Genomic DNA, 25,259 nt, shown 5'->3' on the forward strand with positions numbered 1-25,259 from the left:
GATGACCCTCATCCGCGAACCCGGGCCCGCGCCCGCTCCCCCGGGCCGCCGCCTCCCGTCCGCGACCGTGTGGCTGACGCTGGCGGTGTTGGCCGCCGCGCACGTCCTGGCCTGGCAGGGCACCGGCTTCTCCTTGACGGCGCTCGCGCAGGGCTGGCGGGGCATGGCCTCGTTCCTGGGCGACGCCCTGCCTCCCGACTTCGACTGGGAGACGGTCCTCCAGCCCAGCCTGAAGGCCGCCGCCGTCACGCTGTACATCGGGCTGCTGGGGACGACCCTCTCCATCCCGTTCGCTCTGGTGCTCGCCGTACTGGCCGCCCGGGTGACGGCGTACGGGACGACGTCCTATCAGGCCGCCCGGTCGCTGCTGTCCTTCCTGCGCTCGGTGCCCGACGTGGTGTTCGCGCTCATCTTCGTCACGGCGGTCGGCCTCGGGCCGTTCGCCGGGGTGCTCGCCCTCGTCGTGCACAACACGGGCGTCATGGGCAAGCTGTGGGCCGAGGCGATGGAGGAGAGCGATCCGGGGCCGCGCGAGGCGATGCGCGTCCTCGGGGCCTCCCGGCTGCAGACCGCCCTGCACGCGGTGCTCCCGACCGTCCTGCCGCAGCTCGTAGGGCTGCTGCTGTACCGGTTCGACGTGAACGTCCGCGCCTCGCTGGTGCTCGGGCTCGTCGGCGCGGGCGGCATCGGCTTCCTCATCAACCAGTCCATCAAGCTGTTCCGGTTCGACCAGATGGCCACGCACATCCTCGTCGTGCTGGTCCTCGTGATCGCGGTGGACCAACTCTCCGCACTGATCCGCCGCCGCATCGCCCCGTGACTCCGGCCCGGCGGCCACGCCGGGTCGGCCTCCGGAGAACGCATTCCGGATCCCCCCATCCGCATCGCGCACCGAAGGAACGTCCATGCGCATCCGCGTACCCGCTCTCGCCGCCTCCGCCGTGCTGGCGGCGGGCGCCCTCGTGTCCGTCACCGCGCCCGCCCAGGCCGCCGCGCCCGGCAACCGGCACGTCGTTGTGTTCGGCATCGACGGCGCCCGCTGGGACAAGATCCAGTCGCTGAACCTGCCGACGTTGGACGGCCTTGTGGCGTCCGGCTACTCCTCGCCGACCTGGCTGTACGCGAGCCCCCTCGCCCAGACGCTCTCCGGACCCGGCTGGTCCACCAACCTGACCGGGACCTGGCCCGACAAGCACAAGGTCACGAACAACACGTTCCTCCTGAACGCGCTGTCCTCGAACCCGAGCTTCCTCAACATCATCGAGTCGCACAACAGCGCGTTCCGCACCTACGCGGGCGTCGACTGGAAGCCGATCGGCGACCACATCATCGGCCCCGGGCTCGACCGCGAGTACGTGCTCAACGGCGACGCCAACGGCTACCCGGGCGAGGACACCAAGATCCAGAACGACGCGGCCTCCTACCTGAAGAACAACGGGCCGCACGCGTCGTTCGTGTACTTCGGCGAGGTGGACATCGCAGGACACAACCACGGAGGCGCCAGCACCGCCTACGCCCAGGCGATGCAGTCCACCGACGCGCGGATCGGCGCCGTCATCAACGCGGTGAAGAGCCGCCCGACCTACGCGCAGGAGGAGTGGCTGTTCCTCGTCACCTCCGACCACGGGCACACCGACTCCGGCGGCCACGGCGGCAACAGCAAGCTGGAGCGCGGCTCGTTCGTCATCGCGTCCGGGCCCGGCGTGCCGACCGGGACGCCCCCGGTCAAGCCCAAGAACGTCGACATCGCCGCGACGGCCCTGCACCACCTGGGCGTGCCCCGCCCGGCGCACCTCGACGGGCAGCCGCTGAACACGCCGTCCACCGACCCGTTCGAGGCGCAGGCCCCGCTGCTCGCGCCCCGCCAGGACGAGACGGGCATCCCGGCGTCCGTGCTGGGTTGGACCAAGACGTTCCCGAGCGGCTGGAGCGTCGAGAACGGGCCGATCAGCGGCGGCGTCGCCGAGTGGCGCGGCTGGACGCTCACCAACGACGAGTTCTGGACGTCCGCCGAGGCCGGGCAGAACCGCGAGAACAACGTGCGGGCGCGCGGCGTCTTCGCGGTCGCCGACTCCGACGAGTGGGCCGACAAGTCCTTCTCCGGCACCTACAGCACCACCCTCATCTCGCCCGAGGTGAACGTCGCGGGCAAGACGACGCTGCCGATCTCGTTCATCTCGCACTACCTGCAGGAGGGCAGCCAGCGCGCGACCGTGCTCATCTCCTTCGACGGCGGCGCCGACCAGCAGTTGCTCCAGTACAGCGCCGACGCCAGGTCGCGGCTGGTGAACCTGACGGCGACGGTCCCGGCGGGCGCGCAGCGGGCCAGGATCAAGTTCCGGCTGTCCAACGCGAACAACAACTGGTACTGGGTCGTGGACGCGCCGAAGTTCGGCTGACCCGCTGGTCAGGCGACTTCCGAACTGAGTTATCCACAGCTCGGTCAGACGCTGTTCGCCCGATCATGGCAAGCTGGGTCCATGGCAGAGTCAGAGCAGGACCCGCAGTTCACCGCCGAGGGCGAAGAGGCGGCCGTCGAGGAGACCCCCGAGGAGGCCGCCAAGCGCAAGTTCCGTGAGGCGCTGGAGCGCAAGCGCAGCGCCTCGCACGGTTCGGCCGGGGGCGGGCGCGGCGGGTCGAAGATCCACGGCACCCACTCCCAGGCGGGCGGCAAGCGTACGTTCCGCCGGAAGGCCGGCGGTTGACTGCCCGGAGGCCCCGGTTCCCCCGGGGCCTCCCCCCACCCGGCACCGACGTGTGCGGCGGTGGGGGTGGGGTCAGGGTGGGGGTTTGTGGCGGGGCGGTGGGCGTTCGTCGTCGGGGGCGCCGGCGATGAGGTTCTGGAGGCGGCGCATGAGGTCGTCCACGCGGGTGTAGCGCTGTTCGCGGCGGGCCGCCCTTGTCATCTTGCGGGAGCCGTTGGGGTAGAAGCGGTGCGCCCACGGCGAGGAGGGCCGGGCCAGGCGGAGCGCGCCGAACAGCGCGAAGAAGCCGAGGTAGAGGCCGACGAGGCCGAGCCACGTCCTGCCCTTGAGCAGGGCGACGACGGAGAACGCGAGGTTCGAGACGAGGATCGCCGCGATGATCCAGAGGCTGTCCTCCTCGCCCTGCCGGTCGCCGAGGCCGAACGGGCTGAACCCGATCAGGGTGAGTCCGGTCAGCGAGATCGCGATGAACACCACCTCGACCGAGAGCCGCCCCTCCTCACTCCAGTAGACGTCCTGGAGGTGGAAGACGAGCGCGAACTCGTCCAGCACCAGCGCCGTCCCGACCCCAAAAACCGCCGCCGCGACCGCGGCCCACCCCGACTCCGGGTCCGTCACCGCGAGCCCCGTGACGCCGCCGACGCACATGAACGCCACCCCGAACACCACGTGGTGGATGTGCGCCCCACCGGGCGTCACGTCGCGGAACCACCACCGCACGTCCGCCCGGATCAGCCGCACACTCACCCTGATGAACAGGAACCCGCAGATGAACGCCACAAAAAAGCAGAACAGCCGCAGCTTGCCCGCGTCGAGAACGTCCTGCCGGAACCAGTGCTCCATCGCCGCCCCACCCTGAGATCCCCCGTCTCCGCTCCCTACCCCGGCACACCCCCGAACTCCCCCACCAACACCACACCCCACACACCCATCAAGGCACGAGCACCAGCAGACGGGGACGCCACACGACGCGAGCGCCACAAGACACCAACCCCAGAGCCACGGACGTCAGGGACACGGATGTCAGGCAACGCGGATGTCAGGCAACGCGGACGTCGGACGGCGCGGATGTCGGACGGCGCGGACGTCGGACGGCGCGGACGTCGGACGGCGCGGACGTCGTGAGACACCGGTCTTGGTGAGGCGGGTGTCAGGGGGTGCGGTGGGGTTGGCGGCGGAGCCAGAGGAGGCCGAGGACGGGGAGGACGAGGGGGATGTAGCCGTAGCCGGAGCCGAAGCCGGACCAGACGGTGGCGTCGGGGAAGGCGGCGGGGTCGAGCAGGCTGAAGAGCCCGATGGCGAGGACCCCGGCGAGTTCCACGCCGATCGCGCCGTAGGCGACGGCGCGGCGGGAGCTCCACAGGGCCACGGTGGCGAGCAGGTAGATCGCGGCGGCCAGCGCCGACAACAGGTAGGCGACGGGCGCCTCGTCGAAGCGCGTCGCGAGCTGCACGCCCGACCGCGCGCCCGCGGCGAGCGTGAAGATCGCGTAGACCGCGACCAACGCCCGACCCGGCCCCGACGCCAACTCACGGCGCGGCTCCGCGCCCCGCCGCCGGTCCACCGCGTCCGCTGGCCCTGAATCCGGGGTCCGCGACACGTCCGCTGACTGCGGCGTGCCTTGAGCCTGCCCCGCATCCGGCGTTCGCGGCACATCCGCTCGCCCTGAGTCCGGCGTTCGCGACGCGTCCACTGGCCCCGAGTCCGGGGTTCGGGGTGCGTTCGCGGGGCGGGGTGGGTCCTGGGGCTGTTCTGGGTTGGAGGGGTCAGGCACCGGTGGGGCTCCACAGTTCGAGCATGCGGAGGATCATGACGGGGACGGCGAGGCTGGTGACGGCGGCGGCGACGGTTCCCCACTTGCTGCGCTCGCCCACGGCGAGGAAGGCGCCGATGGGCAGCAGGATCAGGGAGGCGGCCAGGTAGCCGATGAACGTGGCGCGTTCGGCCGGGTCGTGGCCGCCCGCGAGTTGCACCGTGGCGACGACGGCCTGACCGACAAGTCCGAGTTCGACAATGGCCATCGCCAGCAGGTGCACCGCCTGGATGGACTTGTCCCACCGCGAGAGGAGCAGGAACCACACCGCGACAGCGAGGGACACGGCCATGAGCGTCCCCGCCAGCCACCCGACCATGCCGTTCTCCCCTTTCGCGCCTTTCGCCTCCAGCGGCAACCACCGTACCGCCGCCCCACCCGCCCCCGCGCCCACCCCGGCCCTACGGGGTCAGACCCAGGCGGGGAGGGGGTGGGTGGGGTGGGGGGCTTCGACGCCGGTGCCCTCGTAGGCGCAGGCGAGGCGTTCCACGGCTTCTTCGAGGTCGGCCGGGGGGAGGGCGAAGGGGAGGCGGACGTAGTCCTCCAGGACGCCGTCGACGCCGAACATGGGGCCGGGGAGGACGCGGACACCGCCGCGTTGGGCGGACTCGCAGAGGGCGGAGGCGACGGGGACGGGGAGGCGGGCCCACAGGCACATGCCGCCGCCCGGCATGGTGAACTTCCAGTCCGGGAGGCGTTCGCGCAGCGCCCGCGCCATCGCGTCGCGGGACGCGCCCAGGTGCTCCGCGCGCTGCGCACGGACGGCCTCCAGGTCGCAGAACAGCTCGGTGACGATGAGCTGGTCCAGGACGGGCGAGGCGATGTCCATCGGCTCCCGGGCCCGCGCGAGCCGCCGGGCCAGCGGGACGGCGGCGCGGATCCAGCCGATCCGCAGGCCGCCCCAGAACAGTTTGGAGGCCGACCCGACGGAGATGACCCGGCCGCCGCCGTCGAACGCGGCCAGGGGCCGGACGGGCTCGGCGTCGATGCTGATCTCCGCGAACGTCTCGTCCGTGATGACCTGGACGCACAGGTCACGGGCCATCTCGACGACGGCGGCCCGGTCGTCCTCGGACATGAGGTGGCCGGTCGGGTTCTGGAAGTCGGGGATCAGGTAGGTGAGCCGGGCGCCGGTCTGCCGCATCCCGTCGGCGAGCAGTTCGACGTCCCACCCGTCGCTGACGCCGACGGTGGTGACGACGGCGCCCCGGTTGCGCAGCGCGCCGAGCGCGTGCGGGTAGGTGGGCCGCTCGACCATGACGGACTCGCCGGGCGTGACGAGCGCCTGCACCAGGAGGCTGCAAGCCTGCTGCGCGCCCGTCGTGATGACGATCTCCTCCGGCCGGGTCGGTAGGCCGCGCTCGGTGTACCGGTCGGCGATGGCGGCTCGTAGGCAGAGCAGCCCGCCGGGTTCGTAGCCGGGCCCGCACGTGTACTCGGGCAGCCTCCTGACGGCCGCTTCGACCGCCTCGGTGAACACGTCGGGCGCGCCGTTGGAGGCGCAGCCGAGGTCGATGGTGCCGGGCGCCTGGTCGCCTCGGATCGCGGTGAAGACGAGCCCGCCGTGCCTGCGCCCGCCCTGCGCGGGCAGTGCCGTCCAGCTTCCGGCGCCCTGCCTGCTGGCGACGAAGCCCTCGGTGCGCAGGTTGTCGTAGGCGGAGGTGACGGTGGTGCGGCTGACGCCGAGCGCGGCGGCGAGGTCGCGTTCGGCGGGGAGCCTGACGCCCAAGGGCAGCCGCCCGTCCTGGATCAGCGTCCTTACGCCACGGCTGAGTGCCAGATACAGGGGCCGTTCCTTCGGCAGGGATCCAAGAAGCCGGGCCAATTGGACACCGCCGACGTACCTCACCTCGCTCATGCAGGCCACTTTGCCGGATTGGCTCTTCACAGGCAAGCCAATGGCCGGATTAATGGGAAGTGGCTTGAGAACCATCAACCCCCGAGGTGCCAAATGATCTACGTTGTGGCCTTCTTCGTCGCGGCCGCAGTCCTGGGCCCGCGTTTCGGCGCGGACTCGCGTGACGGCCGCGACTGGGCGCCCGCCCTCCTCCCCCGGCGCAGGCACGTCACCAGAGACGCCGACGACAACACCGACACCGAGCCCGTCGCCGACACCGAGGCGGGCCGCACCGGCGTTCCGGGTGACGACGACTCCTCCGAGCCGGAAGAATGCCCGCATGAGCGTGAGCCTGCCGGGCATTCACCGGCGTATTGCTGAGGAACTGGGAGTACGGGAGCGACAGGTCGAGGTCGCGGTCGAGCTGCTCGACGGCGGCTCGACCGTCCCGTTCATCGCCCGGTACCGCAAGGAGGTGACCGGTGCGCTCGACGACACCCAGCTGCGCACCCTGGAGGAGCGGCTGCGCTACCTGCGCGAGCTGGAGGAGAGGCGCGCCGCCGTCCTCGAATCGATCGAGAGCCAGGGCAAGCTGGACGACGCGCTGAAGGCGCAGATCCTCCAGGCCGACTCCAAGGCCCGCCTGGAGGACCTCTACCTTCCCCACAAGCCCAAGCGCCGCACGAAGGCCCAGATCGCGCGGGAGAACGGCCTGGAGCCGCTCGCCCTGACGCTGTTGGCGGACCCGTCCCACGACCCGAAGGCGCTCGCCGAGCGGTACACCGGCGAGAACGTCGCGGACGCGGCGGCCGCGCTGGAGGGGGCGCGCGCGATCCTCGTCGAGAGGTTCGCCGAGGACGGCGACCTCATCGGCGAGCTGCGTGAGCGGATGTGGGGCCGGGGCCGCCTGGTCTCGCGCGTCCGGGAGGGCAAGGAGGAGGCGGGGGCGAAGTTCTCCGACTACTTCGAGTTCGACGAGCCCTTCACCAAGCTGCCTTCACACCGCATCCTCGCGCTGTTCCGGGGTGAGAAGGAGGAGGTCCTCGACCTCGTCCTGGAGCCGGAGGAGCCCGTCGAGGGGCCGAGCAGCTTCGAGCAGAGCATCGCCCGCAGGTTCGCCGTCGCCGACCGGGGCCGCCCGGCCGACCGGTGGCTCCTGGACGCCGTCCGCTGGGCGTGGCGGACCCGTGTCGTCGTGCACATCGGCATCGACGTGCGGACGCGGCTGTGGCAGGCGGCCGAGGACGAGGGCGTGCGGGTGTTCGCCGCGAACCTCCGCGACCTGCTGCTCGCCGCGCCCGCCGGGGCCCGCACCACGATGGGTCTGGACCCGGGCCTGCGCACCGGCGTGAAGGTCGCGATCGTGGACGCCACGGGCAAGGTCGTGGCCACGGACACGATCTACCCGCACGAGCCGCGCCGCCAGTGGGACGCCTCGCTGGCGACGCTGGCCAAGCTCGTCAAGGCGCACAACGTCGATCTGGTGGCGATAGGCAACGGCACCGCCTCCCGTGAGACGGACAAGCTGGCGGGCGAGCTGGCCAAGCTGATGCCGGGCGTCACCAAGATCATGGTGTCGGAGGCGGGCGCGTCGGTGTACTCGGCGTCGGCCTACGCGGCGCAGGAGCTGCCCGGCATGGACGTGTCGCTGCGCGGCGCCGTCTCGATCGCGCGCCGCCTCCAGGACCCGCTGGCCGAGCTGGTGAAGATCGACCCGAAGTCGATCGGGGTCGGCCAGTACCAGCACGACCTGTCGGAGACGAAGCTGTCGCGCTCGCTGGACGCGGTGGTCGAGGACTGTGTGAACGCCGTCGGCGTCGACGTGAACACCGCGTCGGTGCCGCTGCTCACCCGGGTGTCGGGCATCGGCCCCGGCCTGGCCGACAGCATCGTGACGCACCGGGACGCGAACGGCCCGTTCCGCACCCGCAAGGCGCTGCGCGAGGTGCCGAGGCTCGGCCCGAAGGCGTTCGAGCAGTGCGCGGGCTTCCTGCGCATCCCCGGCGGCGACGACCCGCTGGACTCCTCGGCCGTCCACCCCGAGGCGTACCCGGTGGTCCGCCGCATCCTGGAGGGCACCGGCAGCGATCTGAAGGCGCTCATCGGAAGCAGCGCCCTGCGCAAGCTCCGGCCGCAGGACTATGTGGACGACACCTTCGGCCTGCCGACCGTCACCGACATCCTCGCCGAGCTGGAGAAGCCGGGCCGCGACCCGCGCCCGGCGTTCAAGACCGCCGCCTTCAAGGACGGCGTGGAGAAGCTCACCGACCTCAAGCCGGGAATGGTCCTGGAGGGCGTCGTGACGAACGTGGCGGCCTTCGGCGCGTTCATCGACGTCGGAGTCCACCAGGACGGCCTCGCGCACGTCAGCCAGCTCTCCAACACGTTCGTGAGCGACCCGCGCGACGTCGTCAAGCCCGGCGACGTCGTCCGCGTCAAGGTCCTTGAGGTGGACCTCCAGCGCAAGCGCATCTCGCTGACCCTCCGCCTGGACGAGGACGCCCCACGCCCGCGTCAGGGCGCCCAGGAGAGCCGAGGCAAGGGCGGCGGCCAGGGCAACCGTCCACGCGGAGGCGGCGGCCGTGGCGACGGCGGCAAGGGCGGCGGCGGCAAGCCAGCGCCGGGCGGCGCCCTCGCCGACGCCCTCCGCCGCGCCGGACTCGCCTAGCCGGGACACCTGAGGGCCGGGACGCGTCCCGGCCCTCAGCCATGCGGGGAAGGCCGCGCGGTGACGGCTCCGCCCCCGGGGCGCCGTCCCGCGCGGCGGCTCAGGCGGTCTTGGGGGCGTAGCCGTGGCCCGGGGTCATCCGGGTGAGCATGGCGGCGACGGCGACGAGGAGGAGGCCGACGGAGCCCGCGAGGAAGAAGCCCCAGCCCGCGCCCGCCTCGTCGATGACCCAGCCGGTGAGCGGGCCGGAGAACGCCAGGCCGAGGGTGAGAGCGGTGGACTGTAGGCCCATCGCCTCGCCTCTGCTGGTGTCCGGGACGCGGTGGCTCATCGCGTCCACGGTGGAGGCCATGGACGGGGCGCACAGGAAGCCCGCGGGGATGAGCGCGAGGATGAGCAGCCGCCAGTCTCCGACGAGGCCGAGCGGCGCGGTCGTCGCGGCCATCAGGGCGACCACGAGCAGCGGGGACATGCCCTTCTTGAGCAGCCCGTAGGCGAAGCCGCCGATGAGCGACCACAGGCACCACAGGCCGATGACGAGGCCCGACCACGCCGTCGCGCCGCCGTCCTCCAGCACGGCGACGATGCCGAGTTCGGTCGCGGTCACCACGAACGTTCCGGCGGCGGAGACGGCGAGCAGCCCGAGGACGGTCGGCGTCAGCCAGGTGCGGCGCGCGGGCGGCGCGACGGCGGGAACGCCCCCAGGGTCGGCGGCGTCGCGGGTCGGCGGGTTCAGCACGTACAGGATGAGGCCCGCGCCGACGAGGCCGACGGCGACGGCGCCCATCGTCCAGTGGCTGCCGACGGCGGTGGTCGCGGCGACGGCGAAGGCCGGGCCGATCATGTAGGAGATCTCGGCCATCACCGAGTCGAGCGAGAAGGCGGCGTGCCGCTGCGCGGGCGGCACCACCACCGAGAGGCACTGGCGCAGCAGGCCCATCACCGGGATGGCGAACAGCCCCGACCCGACGGCGCCCGCGAACAGGGCCCAGAAGGGCAGGAACGAGGCGGTGAGCCAGAACACGAGCTGGACGCAGGCCGTCAGCGCGACGACGGGGCGGAGGCCGTAGCGGTCGACACAGCGCCCCGCGACGGGCGATCCCGCCGCGATGCCGAGCATCGCCCCCGCGCCGACGAGGCCCGCCTGGAGGTAACCGAGGTCGAGTTCTTTCACGACGTAGAGGGTCAGGGTCAGCCCTGTCGCGTTGACGGGGATCCTGGCGAAGATCGCGACGAGCATGAGGGCGCGCACCCCCGGCAGGGCCAGCACCCGCCGGTAAGGCTCTATGGACATGTGGTTCATTACCTCCGGGGACACAGTGTGCCACTTGTGTCCCTCGCGTTACGAACCGACCCCATGACCCGAAGTAGACGAACACCTGACCAGCGGGCTACTTGAAGTTTTCGCACCGACGGATCTGCCGGTATCGCTTGCCCCAACGCGTTACCACCAGTACATTCTTCCGAGATCGACCCGTGATCAACCCCCGAAGGTTGCGGCACCCCTAGGAGTACGACGTGGATCCGGTGGGCCAGAAGCTGCTCGACCTCGCTGAAAGCGAGCTCGGCTACAGCGAGCAGGCGGGCGGGTACACCAAGTTCGGCGACTGGTGGACCAAGAACGTCGACAGCGACGCGTACTTCAAGACCGCGCCCTGGTGCGACATGTTCCTCGCGTGGGCCGCCGACAAGGCGGGCGTCACCGAGTGGGTCGGCCAGTTCGCCGCCACCCGCGACCACGCCCAGTGGTTCAAGGAACAGGGCGCGTGGGGCACCAAGCCCGAGCCGGGCGCCCTCGTGTTCTTCAACTGGGCGGGTGCCAAGAGCCTTGGTTCGATCCAGCACGTCGGGCTCGTCAAAGAGGTGAAGAACGGCAAGATCATCACGATCGAGGCCAACACCCACGACACCATCGCCCGGCGCGAACGCGACCCTTCGGACATCGTGGGCTACGGCTACCCGTCCAGGGTCGAGGTGAACGGGAAGACCTTCGCCGAGACGGTCGCCCTCGCCGAGGCCGGCACCGCCTACCAGCACTACGCGCCCAAGCACGCGGCGCCCGCCCCGACCGTCTCCCAGCTCGCCGACCCGAACGCGGCGGCCGCCGCCGCGTTCGCCGCGCAGGCGCCCGCCGACTCGCCCGCCGCCGAACTGCCCGTCAAGGAGGCGGCGCTGACGGGCGTCGTGGGGATCGCGGTCCTCGCGGTGCTCGCGCTCGGCATGGCCAAGGTCGCCGCCGCGCGCGTCCCGGCCGCCGTCGCCGCCGCGCCCGAGATCAAGGTCCGCAAGAAGGGCCGCCACCACCGCACCTCCGGCGCGCCGCCGGTCGCGCTGCCCACCGAGATGACGCGGTACGACCTCGACGACGCCGAGTCCGGCACGCTGCTGATGCCCGCGATCTCCGCCGAGGTCGCCCAGCAGGCCGAGGACCGCGAGTTCTGGGGCCGGATCGCGCACCTCAAGGAGGACGACGAGCTCTCCTTCTGGACGGATCTGCACGCCGCGGTCACCACGAACGCCGAGCAGACCGTGGGACGGCCCTAGCCGTCACAGACCCTGGGGATGAGGGAACAGAAGGGGTGCGGACCCACCGGTCCGCACCCCTTCGCTTTGCCTGGGCGGGCTCCGGCGGCGGGTCAGCCCGCCGAGGCGGTGGCGAGCTTCGCCGCGAACCCGAGGAAGAGGACGCCGACGGCGCTTGTCGCCGTGGCCGAGGTCCGCTTCCGCTCGCGGAAGGCACGGGCCAGCCTCGTCCCGCCGAAGATGAGCGCGCTCAGGTAGAGGCCGCTGAACACCTGCAGGATGACGGCCAGGAGCAGGAACGACAGGGCGGGCGCCGGGTAGGCGGGGTCCACGAACTGGACGAAGAAGGAGATGAAGAACAGGATCGCCTTCGGGTTCAGGAGGCTGATCACGAGGGCGCGGCGGAAGGGGTTGCCCTCCGGCACCGGCTCGTCCGCCGTCCGGGCGGCGACGGCCCGGCGCTCCCGCCACATCCCCCAGGCGGCCCGCAGCATGCCGACGGCGAGCCACGCCAGGTAGGCGCCGCCGAGGATCTTCACCACCGAGAACACCGTCGGGTTGGCCCGCAGCAGCGACGCGGCACCGGCTGCCGTCGCGACCATCAGCACGATGTCCCCGAGGAACACCCCCGCCGCCGCCTGGTAGCCCCGCCGGACGCCCTCCTTGGCCGCCACGCTCAACGTGTACAGCGAGTTCGGCCCAGGCAGCAGCACGATCAGGAACGCCCCCACCGCATAGGTGACGACATCAGTAACGCCCAACATGTCGGACATCCTGCCATGACACCAGCCAAACCCCCAATGACTCCTTAGCCATACCGGGAGCCGACGCCGACACCGGGATCCCCGTCGACTCAGCGTCCTGACAAACCGCCGCCCCGAACACCACGGGAATCCACGCGGCCGTCCCGGCGCGGAACCGCCATCCTCAGGACCCCACCCCCTTTCTGGAGGTCCACGTCACATGAGGAAACCGATCCGCCTGATCGTCGCGGCGCTCGCCCTCGTCGCGGGAGTCGTCGCCGCGCCGGCCGCGCACGCCGCCCCCAACCCCCACCAGCGCGGGCCCGAGCCGACCGAGGCGAGCGTCACCGCCGAACGCGGCCCGTTCGCCGTCGCCTCGCAGCGCGTCACCGCCTTCAGCCACCCCGGCTTCAAGGAAGGCACCGTCTACTACCCGACCGACACCAGCCAGGGCACCTTCGGCGCCGTCGCGATCTCGCCCGGCTTCGTCTCGCCCGAGGCCACCGTGGCCTGGTACGGCCCGCGCCTCGCCTCGCAGGGCTTTGTGGTGATGACGCTGGAGACCACCACCGGCGCCGACCTGCCCGAGGCACGGGCGGGCCAGCTCCTCGCCGTCCTCGACTACCTCACCAAGAGCAGCCCCGTGAAGAACCGCATCGACCCGTCACGCCTGGCCGTCATGGGCTGGTCGATGGGCGGCGGCGGCACCCTGCGGGCGGCGCAGCTCACGCCGAGCCTGAAGGCCGCCATCCCGCTCGCGCCCTGGGACCTCGGCGTCGACTTCAGCGACGTCCGGGTGCCGACCCTCGTGATCGGCGCCGACAACGACTTCATCGCCGCCACCGGCCTGCACTCCGAGCCGTTCTACGAGTCGCTCACCGTCGAGAAGGCGTACCTGGAACTGGAGAACGCCGGCCACTTCACCTTCACCACCGCCAACCCCACCATCGCCAAGTACTCCATCTCCTGGCTGAAGCGCTGGGTCGACGACGACACCCGCTACGACCGGTTCCTCTGCCCGCCGCCCGCGGGCAACGGCCCCGTCATCCAGGAGTACCGCTCGACCTGCCCCTACTAGGAGACCGGGGGGAGGGCGCGGCGCGTCGCCCTCCCCTCACCCGTCGTCCGGGGGCGTCCCGCTCTCCAGCCGCGACCACGCGTGCAGGAGCAGCATCAGATCGAGCCGCCGCTCGGGCAGGTTCAGGTCCGTGCCGATCAGGTCCGACGCCCTCCGGATCCGGTAGCGGACCGTCTGCTCGTGCGCGCGGACCCGTTCGGCGGCGGCCACCGCGTTGCCCCCGCACTCCAGGTAGCTGAGCAGCGTTCGCATGAGCGGTTCCCGCCGGTTCGCGGGCAGCGCGGCCAACGGCGCGAGCCGCAGCGGCAGCGCCACCTCCAGGAGTTCCGCGGACTCGGCGGCGACGAGCGTCGGCACGTGGTCGAGGCAGCGGACCGGCCCCACCGCGTCGATGGCGCCCGCCTCGACCAGGGCGAGGGTCCGCCGGGCCCAGCGCAGCGACTCGGCGGCCCGGCCCGGCTCCACCGAAGGCCCGACGGCTGCCCTGCCCTCCCCCACCAGCGCGGCGATCTGCCGGGTGCTCGCCCTGCCGTCCGGATCCGGGACGATGACGTAGGGGCGCGGCCCGTACCAGTCGGCGAGGATCTCCGGCGGCACCACGGGCGCGGGCACCCGCACGGGGCGCGGCGGGAAGGCCACGACCGCCACCGAGCGGGGCAGCGGCCAACCCGCCTGGTGGGCGATGCCGGACAGCGCCTCGTGGCTCGTCACCGGGTCCGCCAGCAGCAGCTCGCGGAGGCGGCTCCTGAGCCGTTCCCGCTCGGTGCGCAACTGCTCGCTCGCCCCGGCGAACCCGCGTTCGGCGGCCGCGCTGATGCGCTCCAGGAAGACGAACAGCGCCTCGGTGATCACCCCGACCGTGTCCAGCGACCAGCCCAGCCGCTTCGCGTCCCGGATGAACCTGCGGCAGGCCACCTGCCCGCTCATCCGGATGGCCGCCTGCAGGCCGCCCAGGCCGCGTCCCTTGCGCGCCTCGTGGACGCCGATCCCCTCGTAGATCCGGATGACGTGCGCCCAGTCGGCCTCGGGCCGTCCGATGGCGTCGACGAAGCAGCGCACCGTCTCGCCGATCGCCCAGCTCATCCGCCGGCCGTACGGGCTGTCCGGCGGGCGGGCGTACTCGGGGACGAGCGCCTGGATCTCCCGGACCATCTCCGCGGCCGCGGCTTCGAGGTGCGGCCGGAGCGGTTCGGCGAGCTCGTGGGCCAGCGTCGTGATGGGCGGGACGTCGGTGTCGTCGGGCCTTGTCGGGAGCACTTCGACCTCCGTGAACGCCGGGTTCACCCGTGGGCCTCAGAGGATCACCCGTCCCGCCCCGGACCGTTAGTCATCGAACCTCGTGCTTGGTCCGCCTCGCTTCATCGGGAGATGACAAACTCCGGCGGCGCGCCGCCCCGGCACCCCCCGCTTAGTTACAGACGGACAATTCGGACGACTAACAAGACACTCCGGCACCTATCCCGGATTTCCGGTATTCATGGACCCTGGAGAGATCGCCGTGTCACGTCCCGAGGAGGTCCGTTCCGTGCTCCTGTACGAGGCACCGGGTTCCGCCGCCGGGAACCCGCCGCTGGCGCGCGTGGCGCCCGAGATGGCCCTGTCCCTGCGTCCCTTCCTGGACGAGACGGTCGCCGAGATGGTGGGGGAGATCGAGCGGCTGATCCCCGACCACGCACGCCTCGTGTACGACGGCTCCAGCGCGGCGATGTCCCTGGTCGTCGGCCAGACCGTGCGCTCGTTCGTCGCCGCCTTCGAACGCGCCGACGCCGACCTCACCGAGCTCACCCGGACGTACGAGGAGATCGGCGCGCACGAGGCGGCGCACGACAGGCCCCTGGACGGGATCCAGGCGGCGATCCGCACCTGTGGGCAGGTCGCCTGCCGCCGCTTCATCAGGAACGCGAAGCGGCTCGACTGGCCGCTGGAGATGCTCGGCCTGCTCACCGAGTCCCTCTTCCGCTACCTGGAGACGATCACCAGCGCGGCCGGGCGCGGCTACGCCGAGGCCCGGCAGCGGGTGGCGGGCGAGCACGAGCGGCGGCGGCGCAGGCTCCGCGAGGTCCTCGTCGCCGACCCGCCCTCCAGCGCGGCGGCGATCAGCGAGCTGGCCAGGGCGGCCGACTGGCGTCCGCCGACGACGATCGCCGTCGTGCTCATCGACCTGCCCGACGAGCACGCCATCCCCGTGCTGCCGCCCGACGTCCTCGCGGAGTGGCGGACGACCGAGCCCTACCTGATCGTGCCCGAGCCCGAGCGCGGCTACCAGGCGCGGCTGATCGAGACGCTCGCGCGCGGCCGCCGCGTCGCCGTCGGCCCGCCCGTCCCGCCGCACCGGGGCGCCGTCTCGCTGCGCTGGGCGCGCGCCACGATGGCGCTGGTGGCGCGCGGCGCGGTGCCGTCCCACGCGCCCGCGCACTGCGTCGAGCACCTCGCGACGGTGGCGGCGCACGCGTCCGAGGACCTGATCCGGCTCGCCGTGCGGGCCCGGCTGCGGCCGCTGCTCGAACTCAAGCGGCACCGCCGCCGGCCGATGGCGCAGACCCTGCTCTCCTATCTGGACCACGGAGGCAACGCCGTCACCACGGCGAAGGACCTGAACGTCCACGAGCAGACGGTGCGCTACCGCGTCCGCCAGGCCGACGCCCTGTTCGGCGACCTCCTCACCGACCCCGACCGGCGCACCGAACTCACCCTCCTCCTGCACGCCTGGATCCACCTCGACCTGGACGAACCCGCCCCTTTCCCAGCATCTCCGGTGTGACGGATCCGTCTTCTCCCCCTCGGGGGCGGGCGCGCCGGGTACAGTGCGGCGCGTCGGCGAGGAGTGAGGCGGTACCGGTGGAGCAGTGGCGCGGGGAGCGGGCGGCGGACGGAACCCCGGAGGCGGCCGGGAGCACCCGGATCATGCCGCCGCTCGGCGGGCAGGACGCGGCGCCGGCGCGGGGGCGGCGCGGGCGGGTGCTGCCCGTGGTGACGGGCTGCCTCGTCGTCGTCGCCGTCGTGTCCCTCGTGGTGGTGCTCGCCGGGGGCGGTGACCCGCCTCCCCCGGCCCCGCGCGCCTCCAGCGCCGCCGTCGCGGACGACGACGTGGCGGACGAGGTCGCGGAGCCCGCGCCGTCCAGCACCCCGGTGCCGGGCGCGCCGGGGGCCGCCGGGCCGCTCGATCCGCTGTTCGCGCTCCAGGACCGGCTCGACGAGCGGGTGGCGGCGGGCGCGCTGGACTCCGGGGTCGCCGAGGACGTGCGCAAGGACGTCGTCGCGCTGGCGGAGGCGTTCGTGGACGGCGACACCCGCAAGGTCACCCGGGAGCTGCGTGACATCCGCCGCCGCCTGGACCGCGCCGTCCGCAGGGGCGACATGCGCCCCGACCCGCAGACCACCGCCCTCCTCCAGAACGTGCACACCGCCCTCGGCGTCCCCACCCGCCCCAACCGCGACGAACGCGACGACGACGACCGCGACCGCGACCGCGACTGAGCTTCACTGCCACGGCCGACGCGACCGACGTGCGGCACGAGCCTGACCGACAGGGCCGGGAGGGCGGTGGGTCAGGCGCGGGCGACGATGGCGGGGAGGTCGAGGGACGGGTCGAGGGCGCCGTACTCAAGGCTGCGGTCCTCGCCGAGGCGGGCCGCGACAAAACCGTCCGCGACGGCGGTCGGGGCCTCCTTGATGACCACGGCGCCCTGCAACGCGAGCGCGAGCGACTCGACGACGCGGCGGGCCAGCGCGGGCCCGGCGGCCGGGTCGGCGGCGACCCGGCCGAGCAGCTTCCGGGTCGCGGCCACGTGCGCGTCGTAGGCGGCGTACTGGCCGAGCGCGGAGGCCAGCTCACGGTCCACCGCCTCGACGGACTCCGGCTCACGGGCCATCGCGCGCAGCACGTCCAGGGCGATGACGTTGCCCGAGCCCTCCCACACGGCCATGACAGGCTGCTCCCGGTAGCGGCGAGCCAGTGGGAACTGCTCGGTGTAGCCGTTGCCGCCCAGGCACTCCAGCGACTCGTAGGCGTGGTTCGGGCCGCGTTTGCACACCCAGTACTTGGCGACGGCGGTGGCCAGCCGCCGGAACGCGGCGGACTCGTCGTCGTCGCGGTCGTAGGCGGCGGCCAGGCGCAGCGCCGTCCAGGTGGCGGCCTCGGCTTCGAGCTGGAGGTCGGCGAGCACGGCGGTCATCGCGGGCTGGTCCACCAGGACCCCGCCGAAGGCGCTGCGGTGCCGGGCGTGCCAGCCCGCCTCGGCGACGGACTGCCGCATCCCGGCGGCGCTGCCCAGCACGCAGTCCAGGCGGGTCTGCGCGACCATCTCGATGATGGTCCGCACGCCGCGCCCCTCCTCGCCGACGAGCCAGCCGACGGTGCCGTCCAGCTCGATCTCGGAGGAGGCGTTGGACTTGTTGCCGAGCTTGTCCTTGAGCCGCTGGATGCGGAACACGTTGCGCTCACCGCCGGGAAGCACCCGGGGAACCAGGAAGCAGGACAGCCCGCCCCGCGCCTGCGCGAGAACAAGGAAGGCGTCGGACTGCGGGGCCGAGCAGAACCACTTGTGCCCGGTGAGCCGGTAGGTGCCGTCACCCGCGTCCACCGCGCGGGTGGTGTTGGCGCGGACGTCGGAGCCGCCCTGCTTCTCCGTCATCGCCATGCCGAAGATGGCGGACGGCTTGGTGGCGGGGTCGCGCAACTCGGGGTCGTAGACGCGGGAGTACACGCGCGGGATCCAGTCGGCGGCCAGCTCGGGCGTGAACGCCAGCGACGGGACGACGGCGTGCGTCATGCTCACCGGGCAGGCGTGGCCTGGCTCGATCTGGCCGAACAGCATGAAGGTCGCGGCGCGGGCGACGTGCGCGCCGGGCCTCGGGTCGGACCAGCACGACGTGTGCGCGCCGCGCTCGATCGCCGCGCCGATGATCCGGTGGTAGGCCGGGTGGAACTCGACGGCGTCCACCCGGTGGCCCCACCGGTCGTGGCCGCTGAAGACGGGGGTGTGCGTGTTGGCCAGCTCCGCGTCGCGCTGGAAGTCGGCCCGGCCGACCAGGGCGCCCGTCTCGGTGAGCGCGTCGGCGGCCCACTGCGCGTCGTAGCGCTTGACCGCCTCGACCAGCGCCGGGTTGACCAGGTACTCGTTGACGTCGACGCGCGGCGGCGCCTGGTTGAGGACTTCGTGGGTGGGGGTCACAGCGTCTCCTCGGTACCGAGTGCCCGGAAGCAGAACAGGCGGATGCCCTCGACGATGGCCGCGTCGGCCTCGGCGGACGCGGCGGGGCGGTCGCCGGGGCGCAGGCCGCCGATGAGCGCCTCGGAGATCGCGCCCAGCACCGCGGAGGCGGCGAGCGCGACGTCCTGGGCGGCGAAGACGCCCTCGGCGACGCCGTCGCCGACGATCTCCGCGAGCAGTCCGGTGTAGGAGCTCCGGTAGACGAGCCGCTCCGCCTCGACGGCCGGGGTGACCGGCTCGAACAGCAGCGACCAGGCCATCTGACGGCCCTGGAGGGCGCGTCCCGCGAAGGTGCGGACCAGCGCGTCGAGCCGGGCCACCGCCCCCTCGCCCGCGCCCGCCGCCGCGTCCCGCACGACGCCCAGCTCGTGGCCCGCCGCGCTGCGGAACACCTCGGCCAGCAGGTCCTCGCGCCCGTCGAAGTAGGAGTACACCGACCCGACGCTCGCGCCGCTCTCCGCCGCGATGGCCTGGACGGTCGCGCCGCCGAAGCCGTGCGCGGCCACCAGCGACCGCGCGGCCCGCAGGAACGCCCGCCGTTTCAGCTCGGCGTTCCTGCGCGTCGCCTCCGTCGCCCGGTACGCCACGCCCGGCCCCTCCCAAGTTCTGAATCCAGTTTCACTTCTTCCTACCAAGAAGTGAATCCCAATTCAGCCGAGTTGGCAAGTGCCCACTGACCCCACGGCCGGGTCAGCCGTCGAGACGGGCGTGCGCGCGGTCCAGGACGGCGGCGAGGACCCGTCCGGCGACGGCGAGGTCGGCCTCGGGCAGGTCGCCCCACAGGTCGGCGGTGATCTTGCCGAGGTCGGTGCGGATCTCCGTCCAGCGGGCGCGGCCGGTGTCGGTGACGTGGACCTGGTCGGCGTCGTCGACGTGCAGCAGACCGGCGGCGGCGAGTTCGGCGACGCGGTCGGCGACGGCCCGCTCGGCGAACCGTGTCGCGGTGCGCACCCGGGTGACCAGGTCGGCGCGCGCGACGGGCGAGGGGCCGACGTTGGCGAGGGTGAGCGTCACCCACTGCGGCTCGCTGACGCCGGTTCCGGCGAGGCGGCGCTCCAGGATCGCGTTGAGCGCCTTCTCGGTCTGGCCGATGAGGGCGGAGCCGAAGGGCGGCGCGGTGCGGGTCATGGGGTTCTCCGTTTCTCCGGGGCCGGGTGGGCGCGCCGGGATAACCGTTCACACAACTAACGTTTGTGCCACTAACGAACTTAGATCGTTGGTGGCACGAACGCAAGGGCTAGACTCACCGGCATGAACGAGGAGACGGAGCCGGACGACGGCGGCGCCGAGACGCCGGAGCGGCTGCGGCGGCTCGCCAGCCGCGCGCTCGGCCGCGCCGCCGCCCAGGCCGACCGGATCATCACCGAGGGCCTGGCCGAGGCGGACGCGCACCGCTGGCACTACGCGGTGCTGGCCACGCTCGCGGAGTTCGGCCCCGCGAGCCAGGCGACGCTGAGCCGTCGCACCGGCGTCCACCGCAGCGACATGGTCGGCGTGCTCAACACCCTCGCCGCGCGCGGCCTCGTCGAGCGCGCCCCCAACCCCGCCGACCGCCGCCGCAACGTCATCACCCTCACCCCCGAGGGCAGCGCCCGCCTGGCCGACCTCGACGCCCTCCAGACCACCCTCCAGGACCGTGTCCTGGCCCCCCTGTCCCCCGCCGACCGCGCCCTCCTCCACACCCTCCTCGACCGCCTCACCGCCCACCACGGCCAGGCGGGCCAGCCCCCCTGGCCCGCCTGACCCCGCCCCGCGCGGAGCCCGTCGGTCAGCGGAGGGCGTACATGCGGATGGCCACGGTGTGCGGTCCGGCCTCGCGGGCCAGGCCGACGAAGACCGTGCGGGCCAGCCAGAGGTGGGCGGGGGCGTCGGTGCGGAACGTGGGTGACGTGCGGTAGTAGACGCCCGTGGCGGCGACTTCGAGGCCGTCGTCGTGCTGCGCCGGGGCGTCGGGCTCCTCCTCGTGGTAGTAGCCGCGGTTGACGATGTCGATGACGGCGCCGTCGTCGGCGCGCAGAAGGTAGCGGGCGTCCAGTTCGCAGACCCGGCCTCGGGTGTTGGACCAGTCGCCGCCGCCGGGCAGCACCGTGCCGTTGAGGAGCGGACCCTGGACGGTGCCGCCGGTGATGGGCGTGAACTCCGTCTTCTCGCCGTCGCCGTGCCCGACGTGCAGGGTGGGGGCCAGGTCGGCGCGGATCTCGAAGGCGAAGGTGAAGGCGGGTCCTGCGGACATGGCGGCTCCCTGGAATGCAACGTCGTTGTACATCGGTGTTGTATCACAGGGGCATGCCGAAGCGCCTCCCCGCGAGGAGAACGGCGTCAGCGCTGGGCGGCGGCCAGGCAGCGGGCGAAGACCGACGTCTCCAGCTGGGACGCGAGCGCCTCGTCAAGGGCGGCGACGGGCTCCAGGCCCAGAGCCGCGAGCCGCCGGAGGATCTTGCCGTAGGACTCGGCGTACAGCGCCCCCCACAGGCCCGACACCGTCAGCCGCTCGGCCTCCGCGACCGTCTCCGGCGCGGCGTCCGCACGCCCCCCGCCCAGCACGGCGAGCGCCGCGAGCAGCGTCCGGAGCCCCGGCTCGACGACGGGCGCCGGACCGGACGGGTCGCCCACCAGAACCTGACGACGGGTCCGCACCGCACCGGGCAGCACGTCCCCGTCCGTCGCGGCGGAGGCCCCGGTGACGTACAGGACGTCCCAGACGCCCGGCGGCACCGTGTCGGGCAGCGCGCACGTCACCGCCGCCGCCTCGGCGGGCCGCTCGGTGAGCAGCGCCAGCCGCGCGGCGGAGCGCTCCCGCCACGCGTCCTCCGGCTCACCGTCGAGAACCTGGGCCGCCTGCTCGGCCGCCCATTCCAACGAGTCGCGGGCCTCGCTCTCGACGCCGCGCAGCCGTGCCGTCTCGGCCGCCGACGCCTTCTCGTGCTCGGCGAGCGCCGCCTCGGCGTCCACAAGCCCCTGCGTGGTGGCGGTGACGGCGGCGGCCGTCTCCACGGTGTTCTTCTCGGCCGCGGCGAGCGCGGCGCGGGCGGCGGCGAGCCGCTCCTCGGCGGCGATGCCCAGGCGGCGCGCCTCGTCGGCGGGCTCGGCGGTGCGGCGCGCCTGGTCGGCGGCCTCGGCCGCGACGGCGGCGAGCCGCTCGTGCTCGGCGCGGGCGGGCAGCAACTCCTCCTCGAAGCGCGGAATGTCGGCGGAGGCGCGCCGGTACGCCTCGCGGGCGGTGCCGATCTCGCGGTCGCCGCTCTCCAGGAAGCCGGTGACGGCGGCCCGTTCGGCCTCGGCCCGCTGCGCCGCCTCGTGCAGCTCGGTGGCGCGGGCGAGCGCCTGCTCGGCCTCCAGCCGCCGGGACGCGACGGTGGCGCGCTGCTCGGCGACCTCGGAGCTGGCCGGGGCCAGGTGGAGCCGCTGCCCCAGGTTCTGCCGTTTCCGGACGGAGGCGAGCGCGGATTCGGCGCTGGCCAGCCGGTAGTAGGTGGCGTGCCGGAGCGCCTCGGCCTCGGCGGCGGCGGTGCCCGCGCGTTCGGCCTCGGCGGTGACGGCGGGCAGCCGCTCGCGCGCCTCGTCCAGCCGGTTGCCCAGGTCGATCTGGGCCTGCTCGGCCCCGGCGACGGCGGCCCGCGCCTGGCCGAGCCGCTGCTCGATCGCGGCGGCCCGCTGGTGGGCGGCCTGCGCGGCGGACCCGGCGGCGGCAGCGGCGTCGGCCGCCGTGTCGGCGGCGGCCTTGGCCTCGGTGAACGCGGCGAGCCGGGCTGCCGCGTCGGCCGTCGCCGCGCGCTCCTCGTCCACCGCGCCGTCGAAGGCGGCGGCGGCGTGTTCGGCGGCGGCCCGCGCCTGCGCCTTGGCGCCGAGCGCGGTGTCGATGGCGGTGGCGAGCCCGGCCCGGCGCTGGACGGCGACGGCCTCGGCCGACTCCCGCGCGGTCCTGGCGCGGCGCAGTGTCTCGGCGGCGGGCTCCAGCGCGCTGAGCAGACCGAGGCCGGTGCCCAGGTCCTCGATCTCGACGGACCAGGCGGGCCCGACGGGCGCGCCGGACGCGTCGACGGCCAGGACGTCGCCGGGCAGCGCGTCGGGCGTGCCGAACAGCAGCACCCGCTCCCCCAGCCGGACGGACTCGGCGACGAGTTCGCCGAGCCGTTCGGGGTGGACGCTCACCGCGAAGTGCCGGACGTCACGGCGGGCCGGGTCGAGCAGCGCCGTCGCGAGGGCGGCCCGGTCGCCGGGCACCTCGCCCTCGCGCAGCACCCGCAGGACGGCCAGGCGCGCCGCCCAGTCGGCGGACGGGGCGCGGCCCGGTTCGGCGCTCCTGGTCTGCAGGAGCTGATAGAGAGCCACCAAGGCGGCGTATCCGGACGAGATCCGCTGCTGGGTTTCTGCCTCGGCGTGCATGACCCAAAAATATCCCAGCGCACGGTCAACACCGATCGTTCCCGACCTGCCCGTTGTCCGAGCCGCCGGTCTTGTTCCCGTCTGAGAATTTCCTTTCCGCCGGTGGGGCCCTCCCCGTACGGCCTAGGGTGGCGTTATGCCTTTGGCGACGACGGCCCACCCCTCCACCGTCCGGCTCGGCTGGCTCGACCTGCTCCGCGGTGTCGCGGCGCTGGTCGTGGCCGCCCACCACGGCGCGGCGTATCTGACGCCGGACGCCTGGCGGGCGGTGAACCAGTGGGTGAATCCCGGCAAGTACGGCGTTCTTCTGTTCTTTCTCATCAGCGGTTACATCATTCCGGCATCGCTGGAGCGGCACGGGAAACTGCGCGCGTTCTGGATCGGCCGGGCGGCGCGCATCTATCCGCTGCTGCTGGTGTGCCTCGTGGCGACGGTCGTGCCCGTCGGGCTCGGCTGGTGGCGGCTGCACCCCGCGCTCACCGAGAACGGCGTGTTCACCGCCGTCGCGGCGCACCTCACCATGCTCCAGGACCTCCTCGGCGTGCCCAGCGCGCTGAACGTGCTGTGGACGCTCTCCTACGAGCTCGTCTTCTACCTGCTGGTGGCGGCGCTGTTCGTAGCGCGGCTGCACCGGGCGTCGGCGGCGCTGACGGCCGGGCTCGCCACGGTGGCGCTCGTGCTGGGCGGGGTGCTGCCGATGGCGGGGCTGTCCGAGGTGTTCGGCGCGGGTCCGGTCGCGCTCGCCGCGCTGGTGGTGCTGGTCGGCGTCGTCGCGGCGGCGGTGACGGGCACGCTCGTGCGGACCGCGGCGGTCGTGGGCGGGTGCGCGGGGCTCGCGCTGGTGCTGCTGAACGGGCGCGCGGGGCCGTGGGAGGGCGTGTCGGTGCTCGCGGTGATGTTCCTCGGCACCGCCCTGTACCGCGCCGAGCACGGCCAGAGCCCCCGCTGGACGGGCTACGCGGCGACGGCCGCCGTCGGCGGCGGCACCGTCGCGGCGGGCCTGTGGCACGGGTACGACGCGCTGGGCGCGGCGCAGGTCCGGGAACTCGTCGCGATCTGGGCGCTGCCGCTGCTGCTCGCGCTGCTGTCGTTCGCGGCCGGATGGGCGGTGCGCGGCCGCCGGACGCCGCGCCCGCTGATGACGCTCGGCGCGATCAGCTACTCGGTGTACCTCGTGCACGCGATCCTGCTGCTGCCGCTGCACGACAGGCTCGACATCGGGCCGAGCCGCCCGCTCGCGCTCGCCGGGTTCCTCGCCGCGACGGTGGCGCTGAGCTGGGCCACGCACCGGTGGGTGGAGCTGCCGTGCCAGCGGTGGGGACGGACGCTCGCCGCGCCGCGCCCGGCTCCGGAGCGGGCGGCCCCGGAGCCGGTGGGCGCGGGCCGCTAGGCCACGCGCGTCACTCGCCCGTGCCGGGCGCGGCGGGCACCTCGACGTCCGCAAGGTCGACGGGGTTGCCCTTCGGGTCGGTGACCGCCTCGTCGTCCATGCCGAGCACGCCGATGCCGCTGATCAGCCAGCGGCCGTCGTTCTGCCGCTCCAGCTCGACGAGCAGCCGCATGCCGGTGACGGTCCTGACGAACTCGGCGCTGGTGATCTGGGTGTCGGCGACGACCATCGTCTTGGCGACCGGGCCGTCGAACTCGTTCACGAAGACCTCGCGGACGCTCACCCGCGAGGAGGCGCCCAGCTCGGTGATGACGGGGAACTGCGCCTTGACGGCCTGGCTGATCGGGCCCTTGTAGTCGGGCACCGCCAGGGCCGTCAGCCGCTCCTCCCACCCGTCCAGGTCGTCCTTCTGGTAGAGCAGGAACGCCCGCGCGAACTCCGCCGAGCTGGTCCTGACGCGCTGCTGTTCGGCCAGTTCCCCCGACGCGGCGTCGTAGGACCGCCACAGGAACGCCGCCGCCACGATCGACGCCGTCAACGCCAGCAGCACGGCGACCGCCGTGAACCGCCCGTCCAGGTCGATCCGCGGCACCCTGACCCGCCGCTTCCCGCCCCCGCCCTCCGCCGCGTCGCTCTCGGTCTCCGTGTCCTTCGTCTTCCCGGATTCGCCTACGGTCTCGGCCTTGGCGCTGCCGTCTTCAGGCTTCGGCTCCGAGACGGCGTCCTTGGCGCTGCTGCCTTCGGGCTCCTCCTCCACGGCGGCGTCCTTGGCTCGGGCCGTCTCGGTGACGGCGTCCGACGGCGTGTCCGGGGCGGCGTCCTGGGCCCGGTCCGGGGCCGTGGCGAGCTCGACGACGGTCTCGGAGGCTTCGGTGTCGGGTTGGTGTGCGGTCTTGCTCATGG

General features: G+C 73.1%; 24 protein-coding genes. 11 read left to right on the top strand and 13 right to left on the bottom strand.

The window, feature by feature from the left end:
- Position 1: 1 nt before the first annotated feature.
- From phnE to LO762_RS09880, 3 genes are all read left to right on the top strand, one after another.
- A complete protein-coding gene (gene phnE, locus LO762_RS09870) occupies positions 2–820 on the top strand; it encodes a phosphonate ABC transporter, permease protein PhnE (protein WP_230614192.1) in 819 nt (272 codons plus the stop codon).
- A gap of 85 nt (positions 821–905) precedes the next feature.
- Positions 906–2,399 carry an alkaline phosphatase family protein gene (locus LO762_RS09875; protein WP_230614193.1) on the top strand — a complete coding sequence of 498 codons (1,494 nt, stop codon included), beginning with the start codon at positions 906–908 and terminating at the stop codon, positions 2,397–2,399.
- An 81-nt stretch (positions 2,400–2,480) separates the two neighbouring features.
- Positions 2,481–2,705, top strand: a complete 225-nt coding sequence (locus tag LO762_RS09880) for a DUF5302 domain-containing protein (RefSeq protein ID WP_230614194.1) — start codon at positions 2,481–2,483, stop codon at positions 2,703–2,705.
- A 72-nt stretch (positions 2,706–2,777) separates the two neighbouring features.
- Here LO762_RS09880 and LO762_RS09885 read toward each other — a convergent pair whose 3' ends face one another.
- From LO762_RS09885 to LO762_RS09900, 4 genes are all read right to left on the bottom strand, one after another.
- Positions 2,778–3,548: a hypothetical protein gene (locus LO762_RS09885; protein WP_230614195.1), complete on the bottom strand. Its 771-nt coding sequence runs from the start codon at positions 3,546–3,548 to the stop codon at positions 2,778–2,780.
- 307 nt (positions 3,549–3,855) lie between these two features.
- Complete coding sequence (locus LO762_RS09890) at positions 3,856–4,269, bottom strand: hypothetical protein (protein WP_230614196.1); 414 nt, start codon at positions 4,267–4,269, stop codon at positions 3,856–3,858.
- A 202-nt stretch (positions 4,270–4,471) separates the two neighbouring features.
- Positions 4,472–4,837, bottom strand: coding sequence for a hypothetical protein (locus LO762_RS09895; RefSeq protein ID WP_230614197.1), 366 nt, complete (start codon positions 4,835–4,837; stop codon positions 4,472–4,474).
- Between the two features lie 90 nt (positions 4,838–4,927).
- Entirely contained in the window at positions 4,928–6,376 is a 1,449-nt protein-coding gene (locus LO762_RS09900) for a PLP-dependent aminotransferase family protein (protein WP_230614198.1), read from the bottom strand.
- A 93-nt stretch (positions 6,377–6,469) separates the two neighbouring features.
- Here LO762_RS09900 and LO762_RS09905 point away from each other — a divergent pair, with 93 nt between their 5' ends.
- Complete coding sequence (locus LO762_RS09905) at positions 6,470–6,736, top strand: hypothetical protein (protein ID WP_230614199.1); 267 nt, start codon at positions 6,470–6,472, stop codon at positions 6,734–6,736.
- Entirely contained in the window at positions 6,696–9,023 is a 2,328-nt protein-coding gene (locus tag LO762_RS09910) for a Tex family protein (RefSeq protein WP_230614200.1), read from the top strand. The genes LO762_RS09905 and LO762_RS09910 overlap by 41 nt, the downstream gene beginning before the upstream one ends.
- 100 nt (positions 9,024–9,123) lie before the next feature.
- Here the strand turns inward: LO762_RS09910 and LO762_RS09915 are convergent, their stop codons facing one another.
- Positions 9,124–10,317: an MFS transporter gene (locus LO762_RS09915; protein WP_230614201.1), complete on the bottom strand. Its 1,194-nt coding sequence runs from the start codon at positions 10,315–10,317 to the stop codon at positions 9,124–9,126.
- Between the two features lie 224 nt (positions 10,318–10,541).
- On the opposite strand from LO762_RS09915, the gene LO762_RS09920 reads away from it, so the two are divergent.
- Positions 10,542–11,567, top strand: coding sequence for a CHAP domain-containing protein (locus tag LO762_RS09920; RefSeq protein WP_230614202.1), 1,026 nt, complete (start codon positions 10,542–10,544; stop codon positions 11,565–11,567).
- Positions 11,568–11,659: 92 nt separating this feature from the next.
- On the opposite strand, the gene leuE is transcribed toward LO762_RS09920, so the two are convergent.
- Positions 11,660–12,310 (bottom strand): leucine efflux protein LeuE, encoded by a 651-nt coding sequence (leuE, locus tag LO762_RS09925; protein WP_230614478.1) that lies wholly within the window; start codon positions 12,308–12,310, stop codon positions 11,660–11,662.
- A gap of 199 nt (positions 12,311–12,509) precedes the next feature.
- Here leuE and LO762_RS09930 point away from each other — a divergent pair, with 199 nt between their 5' ends.
- The gene (locus LO762_RS09930; RefSeq protein ID WP_230614203.1) at positions 12,510–13,367 is read left to right on the top strand and encodes an alpha/beta hydrolase; all 858 of its coding nucleotides are present in this window, start codon (positions 12,510–12,512) and stop codon (positions 13,365–13,367) included.
- Positions 13,368–13,403: 36 nt separating this feature from the next.
- Here LO762_RS09930 and LO762_RS09935 read toward each other — a convergent pair whose 3' ends face one another.
- Positions 13,404–14,624, bottom strand: a complete 1,221-nt coding sequence (locus LO762_RS09935) for a helix-turn-helix domain-containing protein (protein ID WP_230614204.1) — start codon at positions 14,622–14,624, stop codon at positions 13,404–13,406.
- A gap of 241 nt (positions 14,625–14,865) precedes the next feature.
- On the opposite strand from LO762_RS09935, the gene LO762_RS33415 reads away from it, so the two are divergent.
- Both LO762_RS33415 and LO762_RS09945 read left to right on the top strand, forming a co-directional pair.
- Positions 14,866–16,128, top strand: coding sequence for a CdaR family transcriptional regulator (locus LO762_RS33415; RefSeq protein WP_230614205.1), 1,263 nt, complete (start codon positions 14,866–14,868; stop codon positions 16,126–16,128).
- Positions 16,129–16,205: 77 nt separating this feature from the next.
- Complete coding sequence (locus LO762_RS09945) at positions 16,206–16,844, top strand: hypothetical protein (protein ID WP_230614206.1); 639 nt, start codon at positions 16,206–16,208, stop codon at positions 16,842–16,844.
- Between the two features lie 71 nt (positions 16,845–16,915).
- Here the strand turns inward: LO762_RS09945 and LO762_RS09950 are convergent, their stop codons facing one another.
- From LO762_RS09950 to LO762_RS09960, 3 genes are all read right to left on the bottom strand, one after another.
- A complete protein-coding gene (locus LO762_RS09950) occupies positions 16,916–18,541 on the bottom strand; it encodes an acyl-CoA dehydrogenase family protein (protein WP_230614207.1) in 1,626 nt (541 codons plus the stop codon).
- Positions 18,538–19,167, bottom strand: coding sequence for a TetR/AcrR family transcriptional regulator (locus LO762_RS09955; protein WP_230614208.1), 630 nt, complete (start codon positions 19,165–19,167; stop codon positions 18,538–18,540). The genes LO762_RS09950 and LO762_RS09955 overlap by 4 nt, the downstream gene beginning before the upstream one ends.
- Positions 19,168–19,270: 103 nt before the next feature.
- A complete protein-coding gene (locus LO762_RS09960) occupies positions 19,271–19,708 on the bottom strand; it encodes a hypothetical protein (protein WP_230614209.1) in 438 nt (145 codons plus the stop codon).
- 123 nt (positions 19,709–19,831) lie between these two features.
- Here LO762_RS09960 and LO762_RS09965 point away from each other — a divergent pair, with 123 nt between their 5' ends.
- Positions 19,832–20,323 (top strand): MarR family winged helix-turn-helix transcriptional regulator, encoded by a 492-nt coding sequence (locus tag LO762_RS09965; protein WP_230614210.1) that lies wholly within the window; start codon positions 19,832–19,834, stop codon positions 20,321–20,323.
- 25 nt (positions 20,324–20,348) lie between these two features.
- On the opposite strand, the gene LO762_RS09970 is transcribed toward LO762_RS09965, so the two are convergent.
- Together LO762_RS09970 and LO762_RS09975 are read right to left on the bottom strand one after the other, a co-directional pair.
- Positions 20,349–20,813: a DUF3237 domain-containing protein gene (locus LO762_RS09970; protein ID WP_230614211.1), complete on the bottom strand. Its 465-nt coding sequence runs from the start codon at positions 20,811–20,813 to the stop codon at positions 20,349–20,351.
- 86 nt (positions 20,814–20,899) lie between these two features.
- Complete coding sequence (locus LO762_RS09975) at positions 20,900–22,966, bottom strand: hypothetical protein (protein ID WP_230614212.1); 2,067 nt, start codon at positions 22,964–22,966, stop codon at positions 20,900–20,902.
- Between the two features lie 136 nt (positions 22,967–23,102).
- On the opposite strand from LO762_RS09975, the gene LO762_RS09980 reads away from it, so the two are divergent.
- Entirely contained in the window at positions 23,103–24,356 is a 1,254-nt protein-coding gene (locus tag LO762_RS09980; protein WP_230614213.1) for an acyltransferase, read from the top strand.
- Between the two features lie 10 nt (positions 24,357–24,366).
- Here LO762_RS09980 and LO762_RS09985 read toward each other — a convergent pair whose 3' ends face one another.
- Positions 24,367–25,257 carry a hypothetical protein gene (locus LO762_RS09985; RefSeq protein ID WP_230614214.1) on the bottom strand — a complete coding sequence of 297 codons (891 nt, stop codon included), beginning with the start codon at positions 25,255–25,257 and terminating at the stop codon, positions 24,367–24,369.
- Between the last annotated feature and the right edge of the window lie 2 nt (positions 25,258–25,259).

Source organism: Actinocorallia sp. API 0066 (genome assembly GCF_020991275.1).
In the GTDB taxonomy this organism is placed as follows: domain Bacteria; phylum Actinomycetota; class Actinomycetes; order Streptosporangiales; family Streptosporangiaceae; genus Actinocorallia.